The sequence below is a fragment of the Sphaerisporangium sp. NPDC088356 genome (genome assembly GCF_040685555.1).
Classification (GTDB): domain Bacteria; phylum Actinomycetota; class Actinomycetes; order Streptosporangiales; family Streptosporangiaceae; genus Sphaerisporangium.
This window is the reverse complement of the sequence record NZ_JBFBIK010000135.1, coordinates 1-18,978: the sequence shown is the minus strand read 5'-3', so window position 1 is coordinate 18,978 and position 18,978 is coordinate 1. Positions and strand designations below refer to the sequence as shown.

21 protein-coding genes are annotated in these 18,978 nt (G+C 69.9%); 3 read left to right on the top strand and 18 right to left on the bottom strand.

The genetic code is table 11. The features are described from left to right. Positions 1-26 precede the first annotated feature (26 nt). The 8 genes from AB0O34_RS31940 to AB0O34_RS31905 form a co-directional block, all read right to left on the bottom strand. Positions 27-893: an ABC transporter ATP-binding protein gene (locus tag AB0O34_RS31940; RefSeq protein ID WP_363921825.1), complete on the bottom strand. Its 867-nt coding sequence runs from the start codon at positions 891-893 to the stop codon at positions 27-29. Beyond that, complete coding sequence (locus AB0O34_RS31935; RefSeq protein WP_363921823.1) at positions 890-1,702, bottom strand: ABC transporter ATP-binding protein; 813 nt, start codon at positions 1,700-1,702, stop codon at positions 890-892. Before AB0O34_RS31935 ends, AB0O34_RS31940 begins: the two co-directional genes overlap by 4 nt. 40 nt (positions 1,703-1,742) lie before the next feature. Continuing rightward, positions 1,743-2,624, bottom strand: a complete 882-nt coding sequence (locus tag AB0O34_RS31930; protein ID WP_363921821.1) for an ABC transporter permease — start codon at positions 2,622-2,624, stop codon at positions 1,743-1,745. A gap of 22 nt (positions 2,625-2,646) precedes the next feature. Beyond that, complete coding sequence (locus AB0O34_RS31925) at positions 2,647-3,612, bottom strand: ABC transporter permease (protein ID WP_363921819.1); 966 nt, start codon at positions 3,610-3,612, stop codon at positions 2,647-2,649. Positions 3,613-3,691: 79 nt separating this feature from the next. Continuing rightward, the gene (locus tag AB0O34_RS31920; RefSeq protein WP_363921817.1) at positions 3,692-5,215 is read right to left on the bottom strand and encodes an ABC transporter substrate-binding protein; all 1,524 of its coding nucleotides are present in this window, start codon (positions 5,213-5,215) and stop codon (positions 3,692-3,694) included. 329 nt (positions 5,216-5,544) lie between these two features. Then, the gene (locus tag AB0O34_RS31915; protein WP_363921815.1) at positions 5,545-6,657 is read right to left on the bottom strand and encodes a CU044_5270 family protein; all 1,113 of its coding nucleotides are present in this window, start codon (positions 6,655-6,657) and stop codon (positions 5,545-5,547) included. Next, a complete protein-coding gene (locus AB0O34_RS31910) occupies positions 6,650-6,850 on the bottom strand; it encodes a sigma factor-like helix-turn-helix DNA-binding protein (protein ID WP_363921813.1) in 201 nt (66 codons plus the stop codon). The genes AB0O34_RS31915 and AB0O34_RS31910 overlap by 8 nt, the downstream gene beginning before the upstream one ends. A gap of 130 nt (positions 6,851-6,980) precedes the next feature. After that, the gene (locus tag AB0O34_RS31905) at positions 6,981-8,162 is read right to left on the bottom strand and encodes a helix-turn-helix domain-containing protein (RefSeq protein ID WP_363921811.1); all 1,182 of its coding nucleotides are present in this window, start codon (positions 8,160-8,162) and stop codon (positions 6,981-6,983) included. Between the two features lie 155 nt (positions 8,163-8,317). Here AB0O34_RS31905 and AB0O34_RS31900 point away from each other — a divergent pair, with 155 nt between their 5' ends. Further along, complete coding sequence (locus AB0O34_RS31900) at positions 8,318-8,467, top strand: hypothetical protein (protein ID WP_363921809.1); 150 nt, start codon at positions 8,318-8,320, stop codon at positions 8,465-8,467. Between the two features lie 42 nt (positions 8,468-8,509). Here the strand turns inward: AB0O34_RS31900 and AB0O34_RS31895 are convergent, their stop codons facing one another. From AB0O34_RS31895 to AB0O34_RS31885, 3 genes are all read right to left on the bottom strand, one after another. Continuing rightward, on the bottom strand, positions 8,510-8,716 hold the full coding sequence (locus tag AB0O34_RS31895; protein WP_363921807.1) for an EF-hand domain-containing protein: 207 nt from the start codon (positions 8,714-8,716) through the stop codon (positions 8,510-8,512). Between the two features lie 581 nt (positions 8,717-9,297). Further along, on the bottom strand, positions 9,298-9,522 hold the full coding sequence (locus AB0O34_RS31890) for a Scr1 family TA system antitoxin-like transcriptional regulator (RefSeq protein WP_363921805.1): 225 nt from the start codon (positions 9,520-9,522) through the stop codon (positions 9,298-9,300). A 725-nt stretch (positions 9,523-10,247) separates the two neighbouring features. After that, complete coding sequence (locus AB0O34_RS31885) at positions 10,248-10,982, bottom strand: N-acyl homoserine lactonase family protein (RefSeq protein ID WP_363921803.1); 735 nt, start codon at positions 10,980-10,982, stop codon at positions 10,248-10,250. 347 nt (positions 10,983-11,329) lie between these two features. Between AB0O34_RS31885 and AB0O34_RS31880 the strand changes: the two genes are divergently transcribed. Continuing rightward, on the top strand, positions 11,330-11,779 hold the full coding sequence (locus AB0O34_RS31880) for a DUF1931 family protein (RefSeq protein ID WP_363921801.1): 450 nt from the start codon (positions 11,330-11,332) through the stop codon (positions 11,777-11,779). Positions 11,780-11,811: 32 nt separating this feature from the next. Further along, the gene (locus AB0O34_RS31875; protein ID WP_363921799.1) at positions 11,812-12,063 is read left to right on the top strand and encodes a hypothetical protein; all 252 of its coding nucleotides are present in this window, start codon (positions 11,812-11,814) and stop codon (positions 12,061-12,063) included. A gap of 122 nt (positions 12,064-12,185) precedes the next feature. On the opposite strand, the gene AB0O34_RS31870 is transcribed toward AB0O34_RS31875, so the two are convergent. The 7 genes from AB0O34_RS31870 to AB0O34_RS31840 all read right to left on the bottom strand — a co-directional run bounded on the left by AB0O34_RS31870 (position 12,186) and on the right by AB0O34_RS31840 (position 18,834). Continuing rightward, positions 12,186-13,034: an aldo/keto reductase gene (locus tag AB0O34_RS31870; RefSeq protein WP_363921797.1), complete on the bottom strand. Its 849-nt coding sequence runs from the start codon at positions 13,032-13,034 to the stop codon at positions 12,186-12,188. Positions 13,035-13,286: 252 nt separating this feature from the next. Beyond that, positions 13,287-15,359 (bottom strand): catalase, encoded by a 2,073-nt coding sequence (locus tag AB0O34_RS31865; RefSeq protein ID WP_363921795.1) that lies wholly within the window; start codon positions 15,357-15,359, stop codon positions 13,287-13,289. 27 nt (positions 15,360-15,386) lie between these two features. Beyond that, entirely contained in the window at positions 15,387-15,836 is a 450-nt protein-coding gene (locus tag AB0O34_RS31860; RefSeq protein WP_363921793.1) for a DUF6789 family protein, read from the bottom strand. A 97-nt stretch (positions 15,837-15,933) separates the two neighbouring features. Continuing rightward, positions 15,934-16,656 (bottom strand): MgtC/SapB family protein, encoded by a 723-nt coding sequence (locus AB0O34_RS31855; protein WP_363921791.1) that lies wholly within the window; start codon positions 16,654-16,656, stop codon positions 15,934-15,936. 68 nt (positions 16,657-16,724) lie between these two features. Further along, positions 16,725-17,504 carry a helical backbone metal receptor gene (locus AB0O34_RS31850; RefSeq protein ID WP_363921789.1) on the bottom strand — a complete coding sequence of 260 codons (780 nt, stop codon included), beginning with the start codon at positions 17,502-17,504 and terminating at the stop codon, positions 16,725-16,727. Beyond that, positions 17,501-18,307, bottom strand: a complete 807-nt coding sequence (locus AB0O34_RS31845) for a (2Fe-2S)-binding protein (protein ID WP_363921788.1) — start codon at positions 18,305-18,307, stop codon at positions 17,501-17,503. The genes AB0O34_RS31850 and AB0O34_RS31845 overlap by 4 nt, the downstream gene beginning before the upstream one ends. 62 nt (positions 18,308-18,369) lie before the next feature. Next, complete coding sequence (locus tag AB0O34_RS31840; RefSeq protein ID WP_363921786.1) at positions 18,370-18,834, bottom strand: RidA family protein; 465 nt, start codon at positions 18,832-18,834, stop codon at positions 18,370-18,372. Positions 18,835-18,978: the final 144 nt, after the last annotated feature.

Here is an 18,978-nt window from a genome sequence, read left to right as displayed (position 1 = left end):
GGAGGCCGGGCCCGGCCTCCCGGCGGTCAGGCCTCGTCCCGCAGGCGCGGAAGGCGCGGCACGCTGTCGATGAGTCGGCGGGTGTAGGGGTGGCTGGGGGAGCCGAGCACGGCGGCGGTGTCGCCCTGCTCGACGATCCGGCCATGTTCCAGCACGGCCGTGTGGTGGCACAGCGTCGCCACCACGGCGAGGTCGTGCGACACCATGACGACGGTCAGGCCGCGCGTCTCCCGTAGCTCGGTCAGCAGGTCCACGATGCGCACCCGGGTGGCGACGTCCAGGGCGCTGACCGGCTCGTCGGCGAGCAGCACGCGCGGCTCGCACACGATGGCCCGCGCGATGGCGATGCGCTGGCGCTGCCCGCCGGAGAACTCGTGCGGGTAGCGGCGGGCGGCGTCCGCCGGAAGCCCCACGGCGTCCAGAGCGGCGGCGACACGCCCGTTCGCGTCCTCACGCCGGGCGGTGTCCTCACGCCTGACGGTGGCCTCACCCCGGGCGGTGTCCGCACGCCGCGCGGGGCCGTCCTGCGGGCTTCGAGGGCTCGTGAGCAGGCCAAGCGAGCGCAGTGGTTCCGCGACGATCCTGCCGACGCGCTGACGGGGGTCGAGGGAGGAGTACGGGTCCTGGAACACGGTCTGCACGCTGCGCCGGAAGGCGCGCATCTGGCTTCGCCTGCGTGGTGAGAGTTCCGTGCCGTCGAACACGATCTGCCCGTCGGTGGGCCGCGCCAGCCCGAGCAGCAGGCGCAGCAGGGTGGTCTTGCCCGCGCCCGACTCGCCGACGAGCGCCACACTGCGTCCGGGCGTGACCTCCAGCGAGACGTCCGACAGCACGGGCGCGGCGCCGCGGTAGGCGAAGCCCACGTGGCGCGCCGAAAGGATGGCCGAGGTCAACGTCTGCTCCAATCGAGCGCGCTGTCGAGTTGCCGCGCGCTGCCCACCAGGTCGCGGGTGTACGGGTGGCGCGGGGTGTTCACGATGTCGAGAACGCGCCCCGACTCCACGGCCTCGCCGTCCTTGAGGACGAGCACGTCGTCGGTCACGGCCGACACGACCGCGAGATCGTGGCTGATGAACAGCAACGCCATCCCGCGTGCGGAGACCAGGCCGTCCAGCAGTGCCAGCACCTCGGCCTGGACCGTCACGTCGAGGGCCGTGGTCGGTTCGTCGGCGATCAGGAGGGCGGGCTCGCAGGCGAGGGCCATGGCGATGGCCACCCGCTGGCGCTGCCCGCCGGAGATCTCGTGCGGGTACGCCTTCGCGATGCGGCCCGGGTCGGTCAGCCTGACCTCTTCGAGCGCCGCGAGGACCGCCTTGCGAAGGGCGGCGCCCCGCAGCCCGCGTACGCGCCGCAGGGGTTCGGCGAGCTGGTGGCCGACCTTCATCAGCGGGTCCAGCGCGGTGAGGGGCTCCTGGAACACGACGGTCGCGGCCCGGCCGCGCAGCCCGTTCAGGCGCCGCTCCGCCGCGCCCACGACCTCGGTGCGTACGAGCCCCGGAGCGTCGAGCACCACGCTGCCCGACACGGTCATCCCGGCCGGCGCGAGGCCCATGATCGCCAGTGCGGTCAGCGACTTGCCGGAGCCGGATTCCCCGATGAGGCCGAGGCGGGCGCCCGGCTCCATCGTGAACGACACGCCGGAGACGAGCGCGCGGCCGTCCGCCGACCTCACCGTCAGCTCGCTGACGTCGAGAAGGCTCATCGGGTTCTCCGCCGGGTCGGGTGGGCCACGTTCCGAAGGCTCATCGGGTCCTCCGCCGGGTCGGGTCGGCCACGTCGCGCAGGCCGTCGGCGACCAGGTTCACGCCGACGACCAGCACGACCAGGAGCACGCCGGGCGCGATCGCGCCGAGCGGCGCGGTAAGCACGGTGGCCTGGGCCTCCTGCAGCATCCGTCCCCACGAGGCGTTCGGCGGCGGCGCCCCGAGCCCGAGGTACGACAGGCTCGCCTCGGCCAGTACGGCGAGGCCGAGTTGCAGGGCGAGGTTGACCAGCAGAGTCGGCCAGATGTTGGGCAGGACGTGCTCGGCCACCACGCGCGGCCAGGAGGTTCCGGACGTACGCGATGCGGTGATGTAGTCCTGGGCCAGCACCCGCTTGACGAGCACCCGGGTCAGCCGCGCCACGATCGCCGACATCGCGAGCCCGATCGCCAGGATGGCGGAGCTGAGCGACGCTTCCCGCGCCGCCACCACCAGCATGGCGAGAAGCAGGGTGGGGAAGGCGATCAGAATGTCGAGCAGGGCGGAGATCGTGTCGTCCAGCCACCGGGTGGCGAACCCGGCGAGCAGGCCGCCGGCCACCCCGAGGATCCCGCCGAGCGCCACCGAGCCGATGCCTGCCGTCAGCGCCACCCGGGCGCCGATCATCAGCTGGGTGAGCAGGTCGCGGCCGAGCTTGTCCGTACCGAGCAGGTGGGGCGGGCCGGGAGGCGCGAGCCGCCCGCCCGAGGTGTCCTCCGGGGCGAACGGAACCCAGAACAGCGACACGATGGCGACGGCGACGACCGCGCCGGCCAGCACGCACCCGATCAGCAGCGTCGCGGACCCGCGGCGTCGCGCGGCCGGCACCGTGCTGTCCGGATCGGTCGCCTTGATCGGGCCGGGGATGTTCGTCTGGCTCATCGGGCGCTCCGTGAGATGTGGCTCATCGGGCGCTCCGTGACAGGGTGCCGCGCAGGCGCGGGTCGATGAGACGCTGGACCAGGTCGGCGATGAAACCGATCACCAGCACGCCGAAGGTGCTGACGAACAGGACGCCCTGGACGATGGGGTAGTCGTGCTGGGCGATCGCCTTGGCCAGCATGCTGCCGAGCCCGGGCAGGGCGAACACGCTCTCCACGACGACCGCGCCGAGGAACGTGGTGGCCAGCTCGATGCCCAGGATCGAGACGACGGGTACGGCCGCGTTGCGCAGGCCGTGACGCCACATCGCCATGGTGAACGACGAGCCGAGCGCCCGGAACGTCCGCAGGTAGTCGCTGTCCAGCACGTCCACGGTGGCGGAGCGCACGTACCGGATGAGCGAGGCGGACATGACGAGGGCGATGGTGACGACGGGCAGGACGAGCGAGGTGAGCGCGTCGCCGGGGTTGGTCCAGTCGTCCTGCGGGAAGCCGCCGGCGGGCAGGATGTGGAAGTACAACGCGAACGCGGCGATCAGCAGCATTCCCACCCAGAACACCGGGACGGCGATGCCCAGCTGCGAGACCCCGTTGAGCAGCGGCCCGTACCAGCGGTTCGACCGGTGGGCCGCGACGAACCCGACCGGCACGGCCACGACGACGGCCAGGAGGAAGGCCAGCAGCGTCAGCGGGACGGTCACCACCAGGCGTGAGGCGATCTCAGGCCCGACGGGAAGGGTGCTGATGAAGGACGTCCCGAGGTCGAACGTCGCCATCTGCCCGAGCCAGGTGACGAACTGCTCGGGCAGCGGGCGGTCCGACCCGATCTGGTGACGCGCGGCGGCGATCTGCTCAGGGGAGGCGCCGACCGACAGCAGCGAGTTGGCCGGGTCGCCCGGGAGCAGGCGCAGCAGCAGGAACAGCACCGTGCTGGCCAGCAGCAGCGAGATGACCAGGAAGGCCATGCGCCGCAGCAGGTAGGTGGTCATTGGCAAGCCGATCGATCAGGAGCAGACGCCCGCGCCCCGGCGGGTCGTACAGACCCGGGCCGGGGCGGGAGGTGCCGGGTCAGGCCTTCTTGATGCCGTACGCGTAGAACTGGGAGTTCAGGCCGTTCAGCGGGTAGCCGGACAGCTTCGACGACGCGACGACGATCTGCGGGTAGAGGTAGAGCCAGTCGCTGGCGGCGTCGGCGGCGATCTGCTGGTTGACCTTCTTCAGCAGCTCGGTCTGCGCCTCGGCGGTGTCGGACTCCTCGGCCTGCTTCACCCACGCGGTGACCTGCGGGTTGTCGTAACCCCAGTAGAACTCGGGGTCGCCGTACCAGACGACGTCGCGGTCGTTGACGTGCTCCTGCATCGTGGCGGCGAAGTCACGGTTCTTGTAGACCTTCGTGTACCACTCGTCGGCCGTGATGACGTTGATCTTCACGGTGATGCCGACCTTGGCCAGCTCCGACTTGATGAACGTCGCCGCCGTCGGGTGCGGGTCGTAGTTCGGGGTGTCGAGCGTGAAGCTGAACCCGCTGGGGTATCCCGCGTCGGCGAGCTGCTTCTTGGCCAGGTTCAGGTCGTACGGGTTGACCTTGGTGAGGTCCTCGTACCACGGGTCGGTGGGCGGCACCATCGAGCCGATCAGCGTGCCGTACTCGCCCCAGATGGAGTTGAGCAGCTTCTTGTTGTCGATCGCGGAGGTCACGGCCTTGCGGACGAGCGGCTTGTCGAACGGGGCCTTGCGGTCGTTGAAGGCCAGCAGCAGCTTGGTCGTGGAGTGCCCGTTGTTCACCTTGTAGTTCGCGTTGTTCGCGAACTGCGCCAGCGCGTCGGGGCTCTGCTCGCTGGTCACGACGTCGACCGCGTTGGTCAGCAGGGCGTTGTTCAGCGCCGTGGCGTCGGTGTAGTAGTGGAACACCACCTGCTTGTTGGTGGCCGCCGTGCCCCAGTAGCCGGGGAACCGGTCGAGGGTCAGCGAGGCGCCGCGCTTCCACGTCCCGAGCTTGTACGGGCCGGTGCCGTCCTCGGTCGTCGCGAGGTTCTTCGCCTGGTCGTTGATGATCCAGATGTAGCTGAGGTTGTACACGAACGAGATGGACTTGCTCGACAGCGTCACGGTGACCGTGTGGTCGTCCGGAGTCTCGATCTTCTTGATGACGGCGAAGCTGCTCTTGCGGGCCGACTGCGAGCCGTCCGCGGTGACCTTCTCGATGCTGTACTTCACGTCGGCGGAGGTGAGCGGATCGCCGGAGTGGAACTTCACGCCGTCCCGCAACGTGAAGGTGTAGGTCAGGCCGTCGGAGCCGACCTTGTAGTCCTTGGCCAGGAGGTTCTCGACCTTGCCGTCGTCGGTGAGCCTGAACAGGCCTTCGTAGACGTTTCCGTTGAACGCCTCGGTCACGCCCTGCCCGCCGCCCGCGGTGTTGTCGAGGTTCTGCGGCTCGTAGAGCGATCCGATGCCGATCGTCGCGTCCGTGTTGGACGAGCTCGCCGGCGAGGTGCTCTTCGTCCCCGCTCCGTCACCCGTACCGCCGCAGGCGGTGAGGGCGAGCGCGAGGGCGATGGCGGCGCCGAAGAGCGACGTCGTCTTCCTGTTCACTGTTTCTCCTGGTCGACAGCCGTACGGCCGCGTATATGGGGGCGACCCACGTGGAGTCGGAATCCTACATTAATAGTAGGGTTTGCCCGGTTTGGGGGGGCCTGCACCATGCAACTGAGCCGCAGGCCAATCGATTCCAGATCTCGCACAACGCTGAGCCGTGGGCGTATCGAGTCGTGATCTCGCACAATGCGCGACGGCCCGCACCGCGTCTCCGCGCGGTGCGGGCCGTACTGTGACGATCTGCCGTCAGCCTCGCTCGTCTCCCACGACACGGGGGACGGCGTCGCGACCTCCGAGCCGGTCGGAGTCGGGGACGTTCCTGTGAGCTACGAGCCGGTGGGAGTCGGGCTCGGAGCCGCGGGCTCGGAGCCGGTGGGCGTCGGCGTGGGCATCTGCTCCCGCATCTCGCAACTGCTGTCCTTCCCGGCCCCCTGCGCCCGCGGCAGCTTGTCGACCACCGAGACCTTCAGCTGCGCGGTCAGGGCCATGACGCTCCCCACCGGAGCGCGCGCGGCCTTGTCGTCGACGACCGTGCCGCGCTCCCCGAGGAACAGGTACGTCTCCGGGTCGAAGATCAGCATGGTGTCGATACCGTTATCGACCCTGCCCAGCGCCGTGCCCTCACGTCCAGCGGAGTCCTTGACACCGGTGGTCACCCTGACGCCGGGGATCGTCTTGGCCGCCTCGAAGAGTGCCTGCCTCTGCGCGCGCGGCAGGTAGGTCTCTCTTATCAGGTCGCCGACCGCCGTGAACGTCCCGGCATCGGGGGGGTTGTCGCCGTGAGGCCGCTTGTAGACGTACTCGCGCATCCCCGCCACGTCGGACGGCAGGGTGCTGAGGAACGCGTAGTCGGTCCGGTTATCGTCGGGCCAGCCGGGGCAGCGCGCGGAGAGCTCGTGCCAGCTCTCGCCCCGCCACTGCGTCGCCTCCTCGGGCAGAGGCCGCCCGGGCCACTGCTTGGGCGCCAGCCCGGCGATCCACAGCAAGCCCTTCGAAGTCCCGTCGACCGGCTTCCAGATCTTCCGCTTGGTCCGGTAGAGGTAACTGCTCTGCGTCCCGCCCTCACCCATGGATTCGGAGGTGTACATCGTCTCCGACTCCACCACGATGTACTGGCCCGGCTTCGGAAGCAGTTCGGCGGCGTCCTGTGAGGGCGCCACCTCGACCGACTCCTCGGGTTGGAAGGCCGGGTCGGTCGCGGTGGCCCCCGGCACCGCGACCGGAGCGGGCCGCGACGACAGGGCGACCCCGAGGCCGCCCACCAGGGCCACGGTCAGCCCGAATGCCCCCACCGCCTGCCACCCGAACCTCGGCGACCCGAACCGGCGCCGGCCCGCCGCCTCCTGGAGCAGGCGGCCACGTGCGGCCTCACGCGCGTCCGGCGGGTACGGCGGTGCGGCCGGACGGTTGTCGGCGAACGGTACGAGCTCGTCATCCATGCTGGGGCTCCAAGTTGAGGGGGTCGATGTCACCGAACGCCCGGCGGAGTTTCGCGCGAACGCGATGAAGGCGGGAGCGCACCGTGCCGATGGGGATGCCGAGCGCCTGGGCGACGTCCTCGTAGCTCAGGTCGGTCCACGCCACGAGGAGCAGCAGGTCGCGCTCGCGTGACGACAGCCAGTGCCTGCGCACTCACCACGTGCGGGTCCTCTCCGGGGTTTGATGCGGTCACCCCGTACTTGGCCGCACCCGGGACCCCGGTTCCCATTTTTACTGAATTAGCCGATTCAATGCTCTAGCCGGCGCGGGCCGGTCGCGGTGGTCAGGGGTTGAGCGCCTGGCGGGCGCGGAGGACTATCTCCAGCTCGAAGCGGATGTCCGGGTCGGCGAGCTGGTCGCCGTACAGCTCCTCCAACTGCCGCAGCCTGTATCGCACGGTCTGCGGGTGGATGTGGAGACGGGCGGCGACCTCACCGGCTCCCCGGCCGTGGCGGAGCCAGGCGAGCAGGGTCTCCGCCAGCCGGTCCTGCTGGCTCGGCCGCAGGTGCGCGAGGGGTGCGAGCCGTACCTCGGACAGGGCCTTCACCAGCTCCTCGTCCTTGAACACGATGAGCGTGGCCATGTGGTCCGAGCAGCGCAGCACCCTCTCGGACCCGGGCAGCACGCCGCGATTGGCCAGTTCGAGCGCCTCCGTCGCCCACCGGAGTGACGTGGCGGCGTCGAGCAGTGGCACGGAGGGTCCGATGGCGGCACGCCAGCCGCGCAGTCCCATCTCGAGCATCTGCGCCTGGCCCGGCCCCTCGGGGTCGGGGACGATCAGGCAGGGATGCCTTCGTTCCAGCCCGACCAGCACGTCAGGAGGCAGCGAGGGCGCGCGGTAGCCACCGCGTTCTTTCAGCGCCACCCCGGCGACGGCCTTGGGTGGACGCCAGCCGGCGGTCTTGGCCAGGTCGGCGATGGCGTCGGGCGAGGCGGGCGGCTGGGAGAGCAGCAGGTCGAGCAGGCGGTGGCGGCGGCGCTCGATCTCGCCCGCCGCGTTGGCCCGGGCCTCGTTGAAGCCTTCGGTGGCGGCGTCGGCGAGCTGGTCGAGGAACACGAAGATCGCCTCGCCCAGGTCGTACAGCGTCTTGGGGTCGAGGCGGAGCCGCTCGGCCTGCTCGGTGAGGCGGTGCCACGCCACCCGCGCGCCGAGGCGCATGGCGGTCTGGAAGGGTTCGAGGTTGCGGCCCTCGGCGGCCTCGCCGCGACCGATGGCGCGGAACACCTCGGGATCCCAGGCATCGTGGGGCCGCTCGATGCGCCGGAGGAATCGCTGGAGCGCCTCGTCCACGGCGATGCGCAGCACCTTGATGTAGATCTCGTCGGAGGGACGGGCGTACTCGGGCACGCGCCGCTGGATCTCGAAGATCATCTGATCGGCGAGATCGCTCATCACGGGACGGAGGCGTCCCGCCACACCGGCCGGTACGGCGGCCCAGAGCTCGTTGTCTGATGTGATCGCCAATTGGCCCTCCCGTCGGAGTCCGTCCAATTGTGACGTATTAGACGGGAGGTTAGTAGCAGGTGGCGCGACGGCCCCGGGCCTGGCGCCGACGACCCCGGCGGGGACCCGCTCGACCGCGGCGTCCAGGACGGCGAGTTGCAGCGCCTCACCCGAGCATGGACATACTCCAGCAGATCACCGAGATGGACCGGCCACTGCGACTCGGCAACAACGCCCGCCTCCGCGAACTGGTCCGCCTGCACGGCGACGAGGTAAGCGTCTTCAGCGCCCACGACCCAGGGGAACTGGCCGAGCACATCGCCTAGGCGCACCTACCCCGGGATCACGATCAGCCTCCGCTGGAAGACCTAGCTGGTGGCGCTGAGATAGCGGGAGAACTCCTCGAGCGAGATGCGCCCGTCGCCATCGATGTCGAGCTTCTGGACCGCTGCCTCCGCGGCCTCGGCGGACACCGGCTGGCCGAGCACCTCCATGAGGTGCAGCAGTTCCCCGGCCGAGATCAGCCCGTCCTTGTCGGCATCGACCAAATCGAAGGTCACCGCGTACTCGCTCATTGCCACTCCTCGTTTGATCAGTCGTCCAGAACCTTAGTCGGCTCCCCATCGCCGTTCACCGGTTTTGAGGTAGTTCGCCCACTGGCCGGTAAGCACAGCCCCACCCCCTCTGCCCCCCACCGCACCATCCGTAACGCGTCACCCTTGTGGCCATCACTGGGGGCGTCACGTCAGGAGATCCAGGACGAGCGTGGCCACCTCCTCGGGGCGGGACCTCCACGCATGCGTCGATCCGGCAGCCTCCGTTTCACCAGGCGCGAGCGACTACCTCTCTCGCCGCCTGGGCAGGGAAGTGTGGGTGGGCAGCAAGTGGCTCATCCGTCAAGCGGTCCCTGCCGGATTCGGGAGTCTTGCCCAGGAGGCCTGAGGTGACTACTTCGCCCAGCTCTCCTTGAGCCATCAAGCTTGGATAGCCGTCGATCTCGGGCAGCCTGCGTAGCCGCGAGCGTCCGGACTCCGGGTCACGGGAGCAGACCACCACGCCGGCATGGTCCGAAGGGTTGAGGGCTGACAGCAGTGCCGGGCTATGAGTGGTGAAGAGCGCCCGAGCACCGTCGTCATGGCAGTAGTTCTTGACGAGTTCAAGCAGCTTGTTCTATGACGGCGACCAGGGCTGGCGGGTTCTGACGCTTGAGGATTTCTTGGCGTGCAAGTCGCGCCTGGATGTGCCGATCGAAGACTTCTTCGTTGAGCACTTGGCCGCCACGGAAGATCGCCATCATGTAGGCCGGGGTTTGGAGAAGGCCTGGAACTACCACAGCCTCGTAGGTACGGATCATTGAGGCGCCGGCTTCGAAGTCGGGCAATGAGCTTCGGAAGGCGTCTTGGTAGTCAGCCCACCAGCCGCGCTGGCGTGACTCCCGGGCAAGAGTGATCAGCGCTTCTCGGCGACGCTCGTCTGTGACTCCGTAGAGGTCCAGCAGACCTCTGATGTCATGCGGAGCCGGTCGTTTCCAAGTCCGAGTCTTACGTCATCACGGCTGGGCGCCACAGGCGCGACGCGGGAGCCCGTGCCGGCGAGTGCCGTGCCCTACCGGCGTGGCCGGGCTCCGGGTGCGCGGCACTCTTCCAGCGAACGCCGGCGGTACCGAGACGGTACGCCGGCGTGAACAGACGCGATCGTGAGTCACGGTCGGGCGGACGGCACCGGCGAGGGGCGCGTACTGAACAGAGGCCCCACGGGCGATGGGATCTCGCCAAGCGGGCTGCCGCGCAGCAGTTGGACCAGATGGAGCCCGCGTGGAGCGTCTGGTACGGCATGGGCACGCGCCGCGGGCAGCCGCGCCATCTTGACCTTGGCGTCGAGTCGGTGCATGGCAGGGGTCTCACCATCGTCGCCGCTCTCGCCGGCGATTCCGCTTCCCGACGGCTCGGGTAAGACGGTCTGGGCGCGCTGGGGACTTCCCTCCGGACACGACACTGGCGTCTCCACGAATACGTCGATCCGGCGCCCTCCGTTTCACTAGCCTCTATGCACCGACTGGTCAGGGGCGGCCTGGGTGGGCGGCAAGTGGCTCACCGGTCACGCGGGTCACGGGTGGGGGGAATTCGTCGCCGCATCTTCTGTGTGGGGTGGTTCCCAGACTGAGGGGTCGTGGGCGAAGAGGATTCGTCGGGGGTCGAAGGTGGTCAGGCGGTCCAGCCAGGGTCGGTAGGTGGGGAGGGGCTGGGCCAGGCCGTGGAGGGTGGCCTGGCGGGCGAGGTAGTCGGAGGAGAATTCGGATGCGAAGTCGTGCGCCTGGCCGGCGAGGATGACGGTGCCGTCGCTCTGCCGGACCACCAGCGACTGGTGCCCGGCGGTGTGCCCGGGAGTCGGGATGATCCAGACTCCCGGCCAGACCTCGGCCTCGCCGGCGATCTCGTCATAGACCGCACCCGGGAAGTCGACGAGCTCGTCGATCGTGTAGTCGCCTCCGCGAGCGGTGGCCAGCTCCGTGGCCTGCACCAGGATCGGCGTGCCGGCCAGTGAGGGGTTGCCTCCGCAGTGGTCGAAGTGGAGGTGGCAGTTCATGACCAGGGAGACGTCCGCCAGGGTGACTCCGGCGTCGGCCAGGGCGCCTTCCAGACCGCTTCGCCTGGGCCGGTAGTGGGCCTCCGTCTCGGGGTCCGCGGCGCCGATACCGGTGTCGAAGAGGATGAGCCCCTCGTCGCGCCGCACCAGATAGGCGAGGACGGGCTCGACCCTCGGCTGCGGGCCCCCTGTCTCCGATGCGGGCCGGACGAAGTACCCAAGGTCGAGCCGGCGCACCGCCGTGTCGTTCCCCATCTGAGCATTTTCGCAGGGCGTTGTGTCATTTCCAGACGTCTCGCTGAAAGCGGATTTCCGGAGGAACGCGTACCTACTTCAGAACGCGGAAGTACCAGGGGACCGGATGACCCTCGTGTTCTGGGGTTCGGCGTGATCGGACCATTTGTGAGGCCGTGCCGTCGAGGGGGCCAGAGGGCCCAAAAATCACGCTGTATACGGGCGTTGCGTTCCGGCGCAGGTCAAAGCGGACTACCTGTCCAGGGGATGTGAGGCGGCCCGCCGCTCGCGAGGATGCGAGGAGAGCGCATTCGCCTGCTCGGGTGCGGCCAGCCCGCCGGGAGACGGGTGGGAGGAGATGACGCGACATGGTGGTAGGCGAAGTGAGCAAGTTCGAGCGCTTCTTTCGCGCTGCCGCAGAACTGGACGTCGACAAGGACGACCTGAAGCGCTACCACGACTTCCTCGACCAGAAGGTCTACGACCTGCTCGTCATCGGCCAGGCTTCGGCGAAGGCGAACCGCCGCGACATCCTGGAGCCCCATGACCTGCCCATCACCAAGGGCCTGCAGGAGATCATGTACGTCTTCCGCGATCTCGATCGGGAGATCGAGGTGAGTCCCATCCTGGATCGGCTGACGGCCAGGCCGCCCCTTGACGTGACCCTCAGCGAGGAGACCGAGGAACGGCTGCCCATGGTGGTGGGAGGGCTGACGATGGCACTCGCGCGTGCTTTCAAGGTCCTCGATCCGGAGACGAAGAATCCGCAGACCCGGGATTGGGAGCGGGTCGAGCGGATCTTCGAGTTGCTGCTCTAGGCGGACGGCGAGATCGGAAGGGACCGGTACCGATGGCCACCGAGGACGAGGCGGCGCTACGCGAGGAACTCCGCATGGTGGAGGAGGACCTGACGAGGCTGCGGCAGACGGCGGCGGAGCTGCGTGAGCGCGTCGGGGAGCGCGCCGACTCCCCGACCGACTCGGCCGAGATCTCCACGCTGATCACGATGGCGGAGGAGCAGGAGGCGTTCGCCGAGACGCTGGAAGCCAGGCGCGAGGAACTGCTACGCCGGCTCGGCGAGCAAGAGCAGGCCGGGCGGTGAACAGGCGGGCGGTAGCAGGCCCAGGGTGAGCAGGCCCACGGTGACACGGGGAGCAGGTCCGCGGTGAGCGGGTGGGCGGGCCGTGAGCGCCGGGCCCGCGGTACCGCAGGAGTTCGGGTGCGTCAGTGCATTTCGAGGGGCACTTTGTGGAAGGGCGGAGGGAAGGCCTCGTCGAGGACGTACCGATCGTTCGGCGTGAGCCTGATGCCCACCGCCGCGCGGTTCTGGTAGACGTGCCCCGGTGTCCCCATCTTGGGGATGGCGTTGACGTTGTCGTGGCCGATCACCCAGGCGAGCGCCACCTGCGCCGGGGTCGCGTCATGCCGTTCGGCGACGCCGCGCAGCGCGGGATGGTTGAGCAGCTCGCCCTGCTCGATGGGGGAGTACGCCATGATCGGGATCTGGTACTCCTGGCACCAGGGCAGCAGGTCCCACTCGATGCCCCGTCGCATGAGGTTGTAGAGCACCTGGTCGGTCTGGACCCCGGCGCTGCCGGGAAGCTGCGAGAGATCGCGCATGTCGGGCTCGTCGAAGTTGCTCACGCCCCAGTGCCGGATCAGGCCCATGCGCATGAGCTCGGCGAAGCCCGCGAGTGTCTGCTCCAGCGGGATCGGCCCCCGCCAGTGCAGCAGGTAGAGATCCAGATGGTCGGTGCCCAGGCGGCTCAGGCTGCCCTGGCAGGCGGCGATCGTGCCGTCGTAGGTGGCGTGGTGCGGCAGGACCTTGCTGACGAGGAACACCTCGTCCCTGCGCCGGGCGATCGCCTCGCCGACGAGGATCTCCGTGGCGCCGTCGGCGTACATCTCGGCGGTGTCGACGACCGTCATGCCGAGGTCCAGCCCGAGGCGCAGGGCGGCGATCTCCTGCTCCCGGAATGCCGGGTTCTCGGCCATGTGCCAGGTGCCCTGCCCGAGGACCGGGATCACCTCGCCGGATGGAAGTGTGACTGTGCGCATGGTCGTCAGCAGCATGGCGGATTCCCCTCGAACGAACATGACCCCCGTCATGGTCCGAGCCGGCCGCGAGGACGTACGTCCGGCCTGGTCGCACTACGTTTTCCAGCGTACGCTCCGCGGGGGCGCGATCCTTGTCCGGACCTCGCCCCCGCGTCCCGCGCCGACCACGAGCTGCATGTACTTGGTCCGGTTCCAGTTCGGCCCCGGGTCGGGCCGCCAAGCGGTGAGGCCGGCGGCGGCTTCGGGCCGGGGTCGGCGCGGGGTGCGTCAGGCCGGTACGGCCCGCGTGGGACGCCGGGGGAAGCGGTGGGCCGCGACGGCCGCCGCGAAGGACGCCATGAACCCCTCCAGGTCCTCTCCCCCCGAGGTGATGACCCCCTGGTCCTGACCCGCGGTGACGTGGGCCGGCCCCAGCAGCTCGGTGCCCTCGCCGAGCGCGCCGATGGCCTTGCCATGCTTGTAGGCCTCGGCCACGAAGTGGACCGCGTCCCCGTCCTCGGCCAGAGCCCGTACGCTCTCCTCCCCGCCCGGCACCGCCACGGCGTCGTACAGCACGGAGGCGGTGGTCGGCAGCGGCCTGGTCACCGCGACCCGCTGGCCGCCGGTTCCCTGTACGGCCCCGCCGTGCGCGGCGAGGACCTCGCAGAAGGCGCCCCTGGCCGTGAGGTCCGACACGAGGGCGTCGACGTGCGTGCCGTCCACGCCGTCGGCCACCAGCAGCGCGATCTTGCGGGTGGCGATGGTGTTCGCCGGCTCGTTGTCCATGCTGAGCGCGGGGGAGCTGCGGCCGTGGTTGGGGGCGAGCGGCTGGCCCGGTGCGTCCACCCCGATGCCCGCGGCGACCCGTACGGCCAGGTCGTGGTCCACCTCGTTGAGGTTGCGTACGACGCCTTCCTGGACGTGGCGGGCGTCGACCTTGCCGAGCTCGAAGCGGAAGGCCGCGATGATGTGCTCCCGCTCCCAGTCGGACATGCTGTTCCAGAACAGGGTGGCCTGGCTGTAGTGGTCGCTGAAGCTCTCGCTGCGCTTGCGGATCTTGTGTCCGTCGACCCGCTCCTGGTAGTGGGTGTAGCCCTTCTCGCCCGCCGGTTCCGGCCAGCCGCCGTCCAGGGAGTTCGGATGGTAGGCCGCCCGGCCCTTGTTGATCTGCATCTGGTGGTAGCCCTCGCGGTGGTGGTTGTGCACCTCCGCGATCGGCCGGTTGACCGGGATCTGCGGGAAGTTCGGACCGCCCAGCCTGATCAGCTGCGTGTCGAGGTAGGAGAAGGCGCGGCCCTGCAGCAGCGGATCGTTGGTGAAGTCGATTCCGGGGACGACGTTGCCGAGGTGGAAGGCGATCTGCTCGGTCTCGGCGAAGAAGTTGTCGGGGTTGCGGTCGAGCACGAGCCGCCCGACGGGACGGACCGGCACCTGCTCCTCAGGGATGATCTTGGTCGCGTCGAGGATGTCGAAGTCGAAGGAGTGCTCGTCTTCCTCCGGTACGAGCTGGAGGCCGAATTCCCATTCGGGGTAGGCGCCGCGCTCGATCGACTCCCACAGGTCGCGGCGGTTGAAGTCGGGGTCCTTGCCGGCGATCTTCTGCGTCTCGTCCCAGACGAGGGAGTGCTTGCCGAGCTTGGGCTTCCAGTGGAACTTCACGAAGGTCGCCCGGCCGTCCTCGTTGACGAGCCGGAAGGTGTGCACGCCGAAGCCCTGCATCATGCGGAAGCTCCGGGGGATGGCACGGTCGGACATCAGCCACATCATCATGTGAGTCGTCTCAGGCTGGAGCTGTACGAAGTCCCAGAGTGTGTCGTGCGCCGATGACGCCTGCGGGATCTCGTTGTGCGGCTCGGGCTTCACCGCGTGCACGAAGTCCGGGAACTTGATCGCGTCCTGGATGAAGAACACCGGCATGTTGTTGCCCACCAGGTCGAAGTTGCCCTGCCGCGTGTAGAACTTCGTCGCGAACCCCCGCACGTCCCGGACCGTGTCGGAGGACCCCCGCGATCCGGCGACGGTGGAGAAGCGGACGAACACCGGTGTGCGCAACCCCGGCGTGGACAGGAACTCCGCCTTGGTGAGGGAGGCCAGCGAGCCGTCGTAGGGCTCGAAGTACCCGTAGGCCCCGGAGCCCCTCGCGTGGACGACCCGCTCGGGGATCCGCTCGTGGTCGAAGTGGGTCATCTTCTCGCGGAAGTGGAAGTCCTCCATCAGCGTCGGGCCGCGTTCGCCCGCCTTCAGGGAGTTGTCGGTGTCGTCGACCGGAATGCCCTGGTCGGTGGTGAGGAAGGAGCCCTCCTGGTCGACGCGGTAGGCGTCGAGCTGCCGGTCCTTGTCGGTACGGTCGTCGCTGGTCATGGTCGTATCCCCCCGGGTCGAGCAAGATCAGATGCGGGCGTCGCGGTGCAGGCGGTTGAGCGCGAGCACCAGGGCTGTGCCGTACACCGTGTGCGCCGCGGCCATGACCGTCTGGCGTTCCGGCCTGTCGCGGTGGATCGGCGGAAGGATTCCGAGGCCGGGCACCCATCCCTGGTAGCTGACGGCCCAGATCGAGAGGCCGTACACGACGCCCAGCGGCAGCCGGGGCCGGCGGTCGTCCACGACCACGGCGAACAGCGCGCCGCAGGCGGCTCCGAAGCCGAAGTGCGCGACCGTGCCCAGCACGCCTTCACCGGTCTTGGGCCGGTGCTTCGGGCCGGGGAGCGCCGCACGGGCGATGCGCTTGGGCGGATGCTCCCCCATCAGCCCGGCCCGGTCGCCGGCGAGCATCACGGCACTCATCGCGGCCGTTGCCAGCACGCCGCTGACGGCGCCCTTGACGAGGTTGCGCATCATTGCCGCTACCTGCCCTCGCTCGCATGCGGGAAAACCGATGATCGATTCAGGGTTTCCCCGCCGCCTCACCAGGCAGGATGCCGTCGAAGGCGGGTCGTCAGGGCATCGCCGAGTCGGAGTCCTGGCCGGACACGGCGAGCACGCCGTCGATCTCGGCGAGCGCGGCGGTCAGCTCCGAGATCCGGCCGGGACCGTGGACGGTCAGCCACAGCGAGACCGCCGCCTGGTCCTTGTGCAGGGTCCGCTGGTCGACGGACAGCTGGGTGACGCTGAACCCGCGCCTCGTGCACTCCGCCAGCACCCGCCGCAGCACGCCCCGGCCGTCGAGGTAGGTCAGGTGGAGCCGAGCGGGGGCGTACTTGGAGCGCGGCAGCCGGGCGGCCAGGGGGGTGAGAACGAAGACCGCCGCGAAGTGCCCCGCCGTGACGATGGCGGCCAGCAGCCACAGCCCCGCCCCCGCCGCCATCCCCACGGCGGCGGTGAGCCAGATCGTCGCGGCGGTGGTGAGCCCGCGCACCGCGTCCTGCCGGACGAAGATGAGACCGGCGCCGATGAAGCCGATGCCGGACACGATCTGGGCGGCAACCCGGGACGGGTCGAGGATGACGCGGTCCCCGAGGACGTCACCGAAGCCGTACTTCGACACCAGCATGACGAGGGCGGCGGCGAAGCCCACCAGCGTGTGGGTGCGCAGCCCGGCGCTCTTCTGCCTGATCTCCCTTTCGAGGCCGATCGCGGCCGACAGCACGAACGCCAGGACCAGCTCCCCGACCTGCTTCCAGCCCTGCCCGGCGAGGTCACCCAGATATGCGAGCGCCATTGACCCAGGTTAGATCACGCCATGGTCACGGCAGGGAATCACGGACGCCGCCGGGCCGGTGGGGGGGGCTACGGAGAGGCCGACGCGAGAGCCTCCGCGAGCACGCGCGGGGCCTCGGCCAGCGATGGGCCGTACCACGTGAGGTGCCGGCCGCTGACCAGGGCGGCCGGGACGCCAGGGAAGAACCCGGGGCCGTCGTCGGGCGTGAACCGGTACGGCTCGTCCGGCAGCACGACCAGGTCAGGATGGGCCGCCAGCAGCTCGGGCAGCGGGATGCGGGGATAGCGCTCGGCGTGGGAGGCGTAGATGTTGTGCACCCCCAGGCGCCGGAGCAGGTCGCCGGTGAAGGTGTCGCGTCCCACCACCATCCACGGCTTGCGCCACACCGGGATCACGGCACGGCGGTCGCCCCGCGTGAGGTCGGCGGCCCAGGCCCGCCCGGCGGCGGCGAGCCACTCGGGCTCGGGCAGCCCCATGGCGGTGACGAGCATCCGCCGCAGCGAGGCGAGCGCGTCGTCGAGCGTGCGGATGACCGTGACCCAGACGGGCACGCCGGCCGCCCGGAGCGCGTCGAGGTCGACGACGCGGTTCTCCTCCTCGTTGGCCAGCACCAGATCGGGGCCGAGGGCCACGATGGCCGCCACGTCGGGGTTCTTGGTGCCGCGCACCCGCGTGACGTCGAGGCCGGCCGGGTGCGAGCACCAGTCGGTGGCCCCGGCCAGCAGGCCCGGCGCCGTGGCCGCGACCGACTCCGTCAGCGAGGGCACGAGCGACACCACCCGGCGTACCTCGCCCGGGAGCCGGACGGGAAGGCCGAGATCATCGTGAAGCGGGGACGAGTGGATCACAGCGCCCCTCCCGCCTGCCTAACGGTTCGCGCCCACTGGGCCTCGCGGATCGCCGGGGTCAGCAGCGCGCAGTCGTCGCACATCCCGCCGCCGGGTACGCGGTAGTACAGGCAGCAGCTCGTCCTGACGAAGAAATGGTGGCCGGGCGCGGGCTCGGCGGGCTCACCCGTGCCCGCCAGCACGCCGAGCCGGAGCACCTCGCCCACCAGCCGCGCCGCGGGCGGCCCGAGGTCGGGTCGCGCGGCCGGAAGGGTGCGGAGCGTCCCGGCCAGCGCGGACGCGGCGTTGCCCCACAGGAGCGAGGGAGCGATCTTCGTGACCTGCTGGAAGGCTTCCACCAGCGGGTCGAGCAGCTCGGCCACGACCGCCTGGTAGACCACCTCGGCGCACTCGGCCTGTCGTACGGTCGCCCAGCCCGCCGTACGGGGCGTCCACAGGGGGAGGGGGCCGGTCGGGGCCGCTCGCCAGCGCATGTGCGCGGAGGCGTGGACGGGAACCAGGCGGTGGGCGGTGGCGGCCCCGACGACCGGGGACCACAGCCGCGCCGCCAGCCCCTGGAACAGGATCGAGGCCGCGACCCGGCTCTCGCCGGTGCCGAGTCGCCGTTCGAAGTCGGCGACCCTCGCCCGCAGCGCCCCGATGTCGGAGGAGAGCTCGCCGAGCGGCCGCCAGGAGGGGGCGTCGTCACAGCCGGGCTCGGTGCAGACCGCGAAGTACGGCCCGATGGCGGACACGTCGGCCAGGGCCGTCACGACCAGCCCCGGATCGGCCACCACGCCGGGACCTCCGCGTCCACCGCCCATCGAGCGCCTCCCGCGCCGGGAACCTGTCGATGCCAGGGTAAGGCGAGGGCGGAGGACCGTGGTCAGACGATCTCCATGGCCTCGGTCAGGGGAAGGCCGTCCGCCTGCTCGGTGAGGATCCGTGCGGGTATGGCCGCCACGCCGTCGATCTGGACGTTCAGCTCGGGGGTGGTCAGCGCGTCGAGCACCGCGATGGAGTGCGCCGGGTAGCCGCCGTCGGGGTACCACCGGGCGAACACCTGGTGCCGAGCCCTGCGGCTGCCCTCCAGGTGCTCGGTTCCGGTGACCATCGTGAACAGTCTCACGAGGTTGTCAGGCCCCGCGCCCATCGACGCGAGCAGGGTCTCGATGTTGAGGAAGATCTGCAGGCTCTGGGTCTCCGCGTCCACGCCCGCGAGGGTGCCGTCCGGCAGCAGCCCGAACTGGCCCGAGATCAGCACCAGCTCGTGGTCGGACGGTACCGAGACCAGGTGGCTGTACTGGGAGAGCGGCGCGGCCACGCCCGGCGGATTCCAGCGACGGATCATCGGTACCCCTCTTTCCTCGGCGGGCATGACGCTGATCTCCCGGCCGTCGTGACGCCGTAGATCGTCAATGGTATTCACGCGTCCCGCCGATCACGCGGCGGCACGCGCGGCGGCGGCCGGACGCGCCTGCCCCGCACCCGGCAG

What these genes read in the sequence shown, in the direction of transcription:
- AB0O34_RS31900 (WP_363921809.1), top strand. Translation starts at nt 8,318, where the DNA reads ATGGACATACTCCAGCAGATCACCGAGATGGACCGGCCACTGCGACTC.
- AB0O34_RS31915 (WP_363921815.1), bottom strand. Translation starts at nt 6,657, where the DNA reads ATGGATGACGAGCTCGTACCGTTCGCCGACAACCGTCCGGCCGCACCG.
- AB0O34_RS31845 (WP_363921788.1), bottom strand. Translation starts at nt 18,307, where the DNA reads ATGGGCGGTGGACGCGGAGGTCCCGGCGTGGTGGCCGATCCGGGGCTG.
- AB0O34_RS31925 (WP_363921819.1), bottom strand. Translation starts at nt 3,612, where the DNA reads ATGACCACCTACCTGCTGCGGCGCATGGCCTTCCTGGTCATCTCGCTG.
- AB0O34_RS31855 (WP_363921791.1), bottom strand. Translation starts at nt 16,656, where the DNA reads ATGGCGCTCGCATATCTGGGTGACCTCGCCGGGCAGGGCTGGAAGCAG.
- AB0O34_RS31840 (WP_363921786.1), bottom strand. Translation starts at nt 18,834, where the DNA reads ATGATCCGTCGCTGGAATCCGCCGGGCGTGGCCGCGCCGCTCTCCCAG.
- AB0O34_RS31930 (WP_363921821.1), bottom strand. Translation starts at nt 2,624, where the DNA reads ATGAGCCAGACGAACATCCCCGGCCCGATCAAGGCGACCGATCCGGAC.
- AB0O34_RS31880 (WP_363921801.1), top strand. Translation starts at nt 11,330, where the DNA reads ATGGTGGTAGGCGAAGTGAGCAAGTTCGAGCGCTTCTTTCGCGCTGCC.
- AB0O34_RS31870 (WP_363921797.1), bottom strand. Translation starts at nt 13,034, where the DNA reads ATGCTGCTGACGACCATGCGCACAGTCACACTTCCATCCGGCGAGGTG.
- AB0O34_RS31875 (WP_363921799.1), top strand. Translation starts at nt 11,812, where the DNA reads ATGGCCACCGAGGACGAGGCGGCGCTACGCGAGGAACTCCGCATGGTG.
- AB0O34_RS31865 (WP_363921795.1), bottom strand. Translation starts at nt 15,359, where the DNA reads ATGACCAGCGACGACCGTACCGACAAGGACCGGCAGCTCGACGCCTAC.
- AB0O34_RS31885 (WP_363921803.1), bottom strand. Translation starts at nt 10,982, where the DNA reads ATGGGGAACGACACGGCGGTGCGCCGGCTCGACCTTGGGTACTTCGTC.
- AB0O34_RS31895 (WP_363921807.1), bottom strand. Translation starts at nt 8,716, where the DNA reads ATGAGCGAGTACGCGGTGACCTTCGATTTGGTCGATGCCGACAAGGAC.
- AB0O34_RS31860 (WP_363921793.1), bottom strand. Translation starts at nt 15,836, where the DNA reads ATGATGCGCAACCTCGTCAAGGGCGCCGTCAGCGGCGTGCTGGCAACG.
- AB0O34_RS31935 (WP_363921823.1), bottom strand. Translation starts at nt 1,702, where the DNA reads ATGAGCCTTCTCGACGTCAGCGAGCTGACGGTGAGGTCGGCGGACGGC.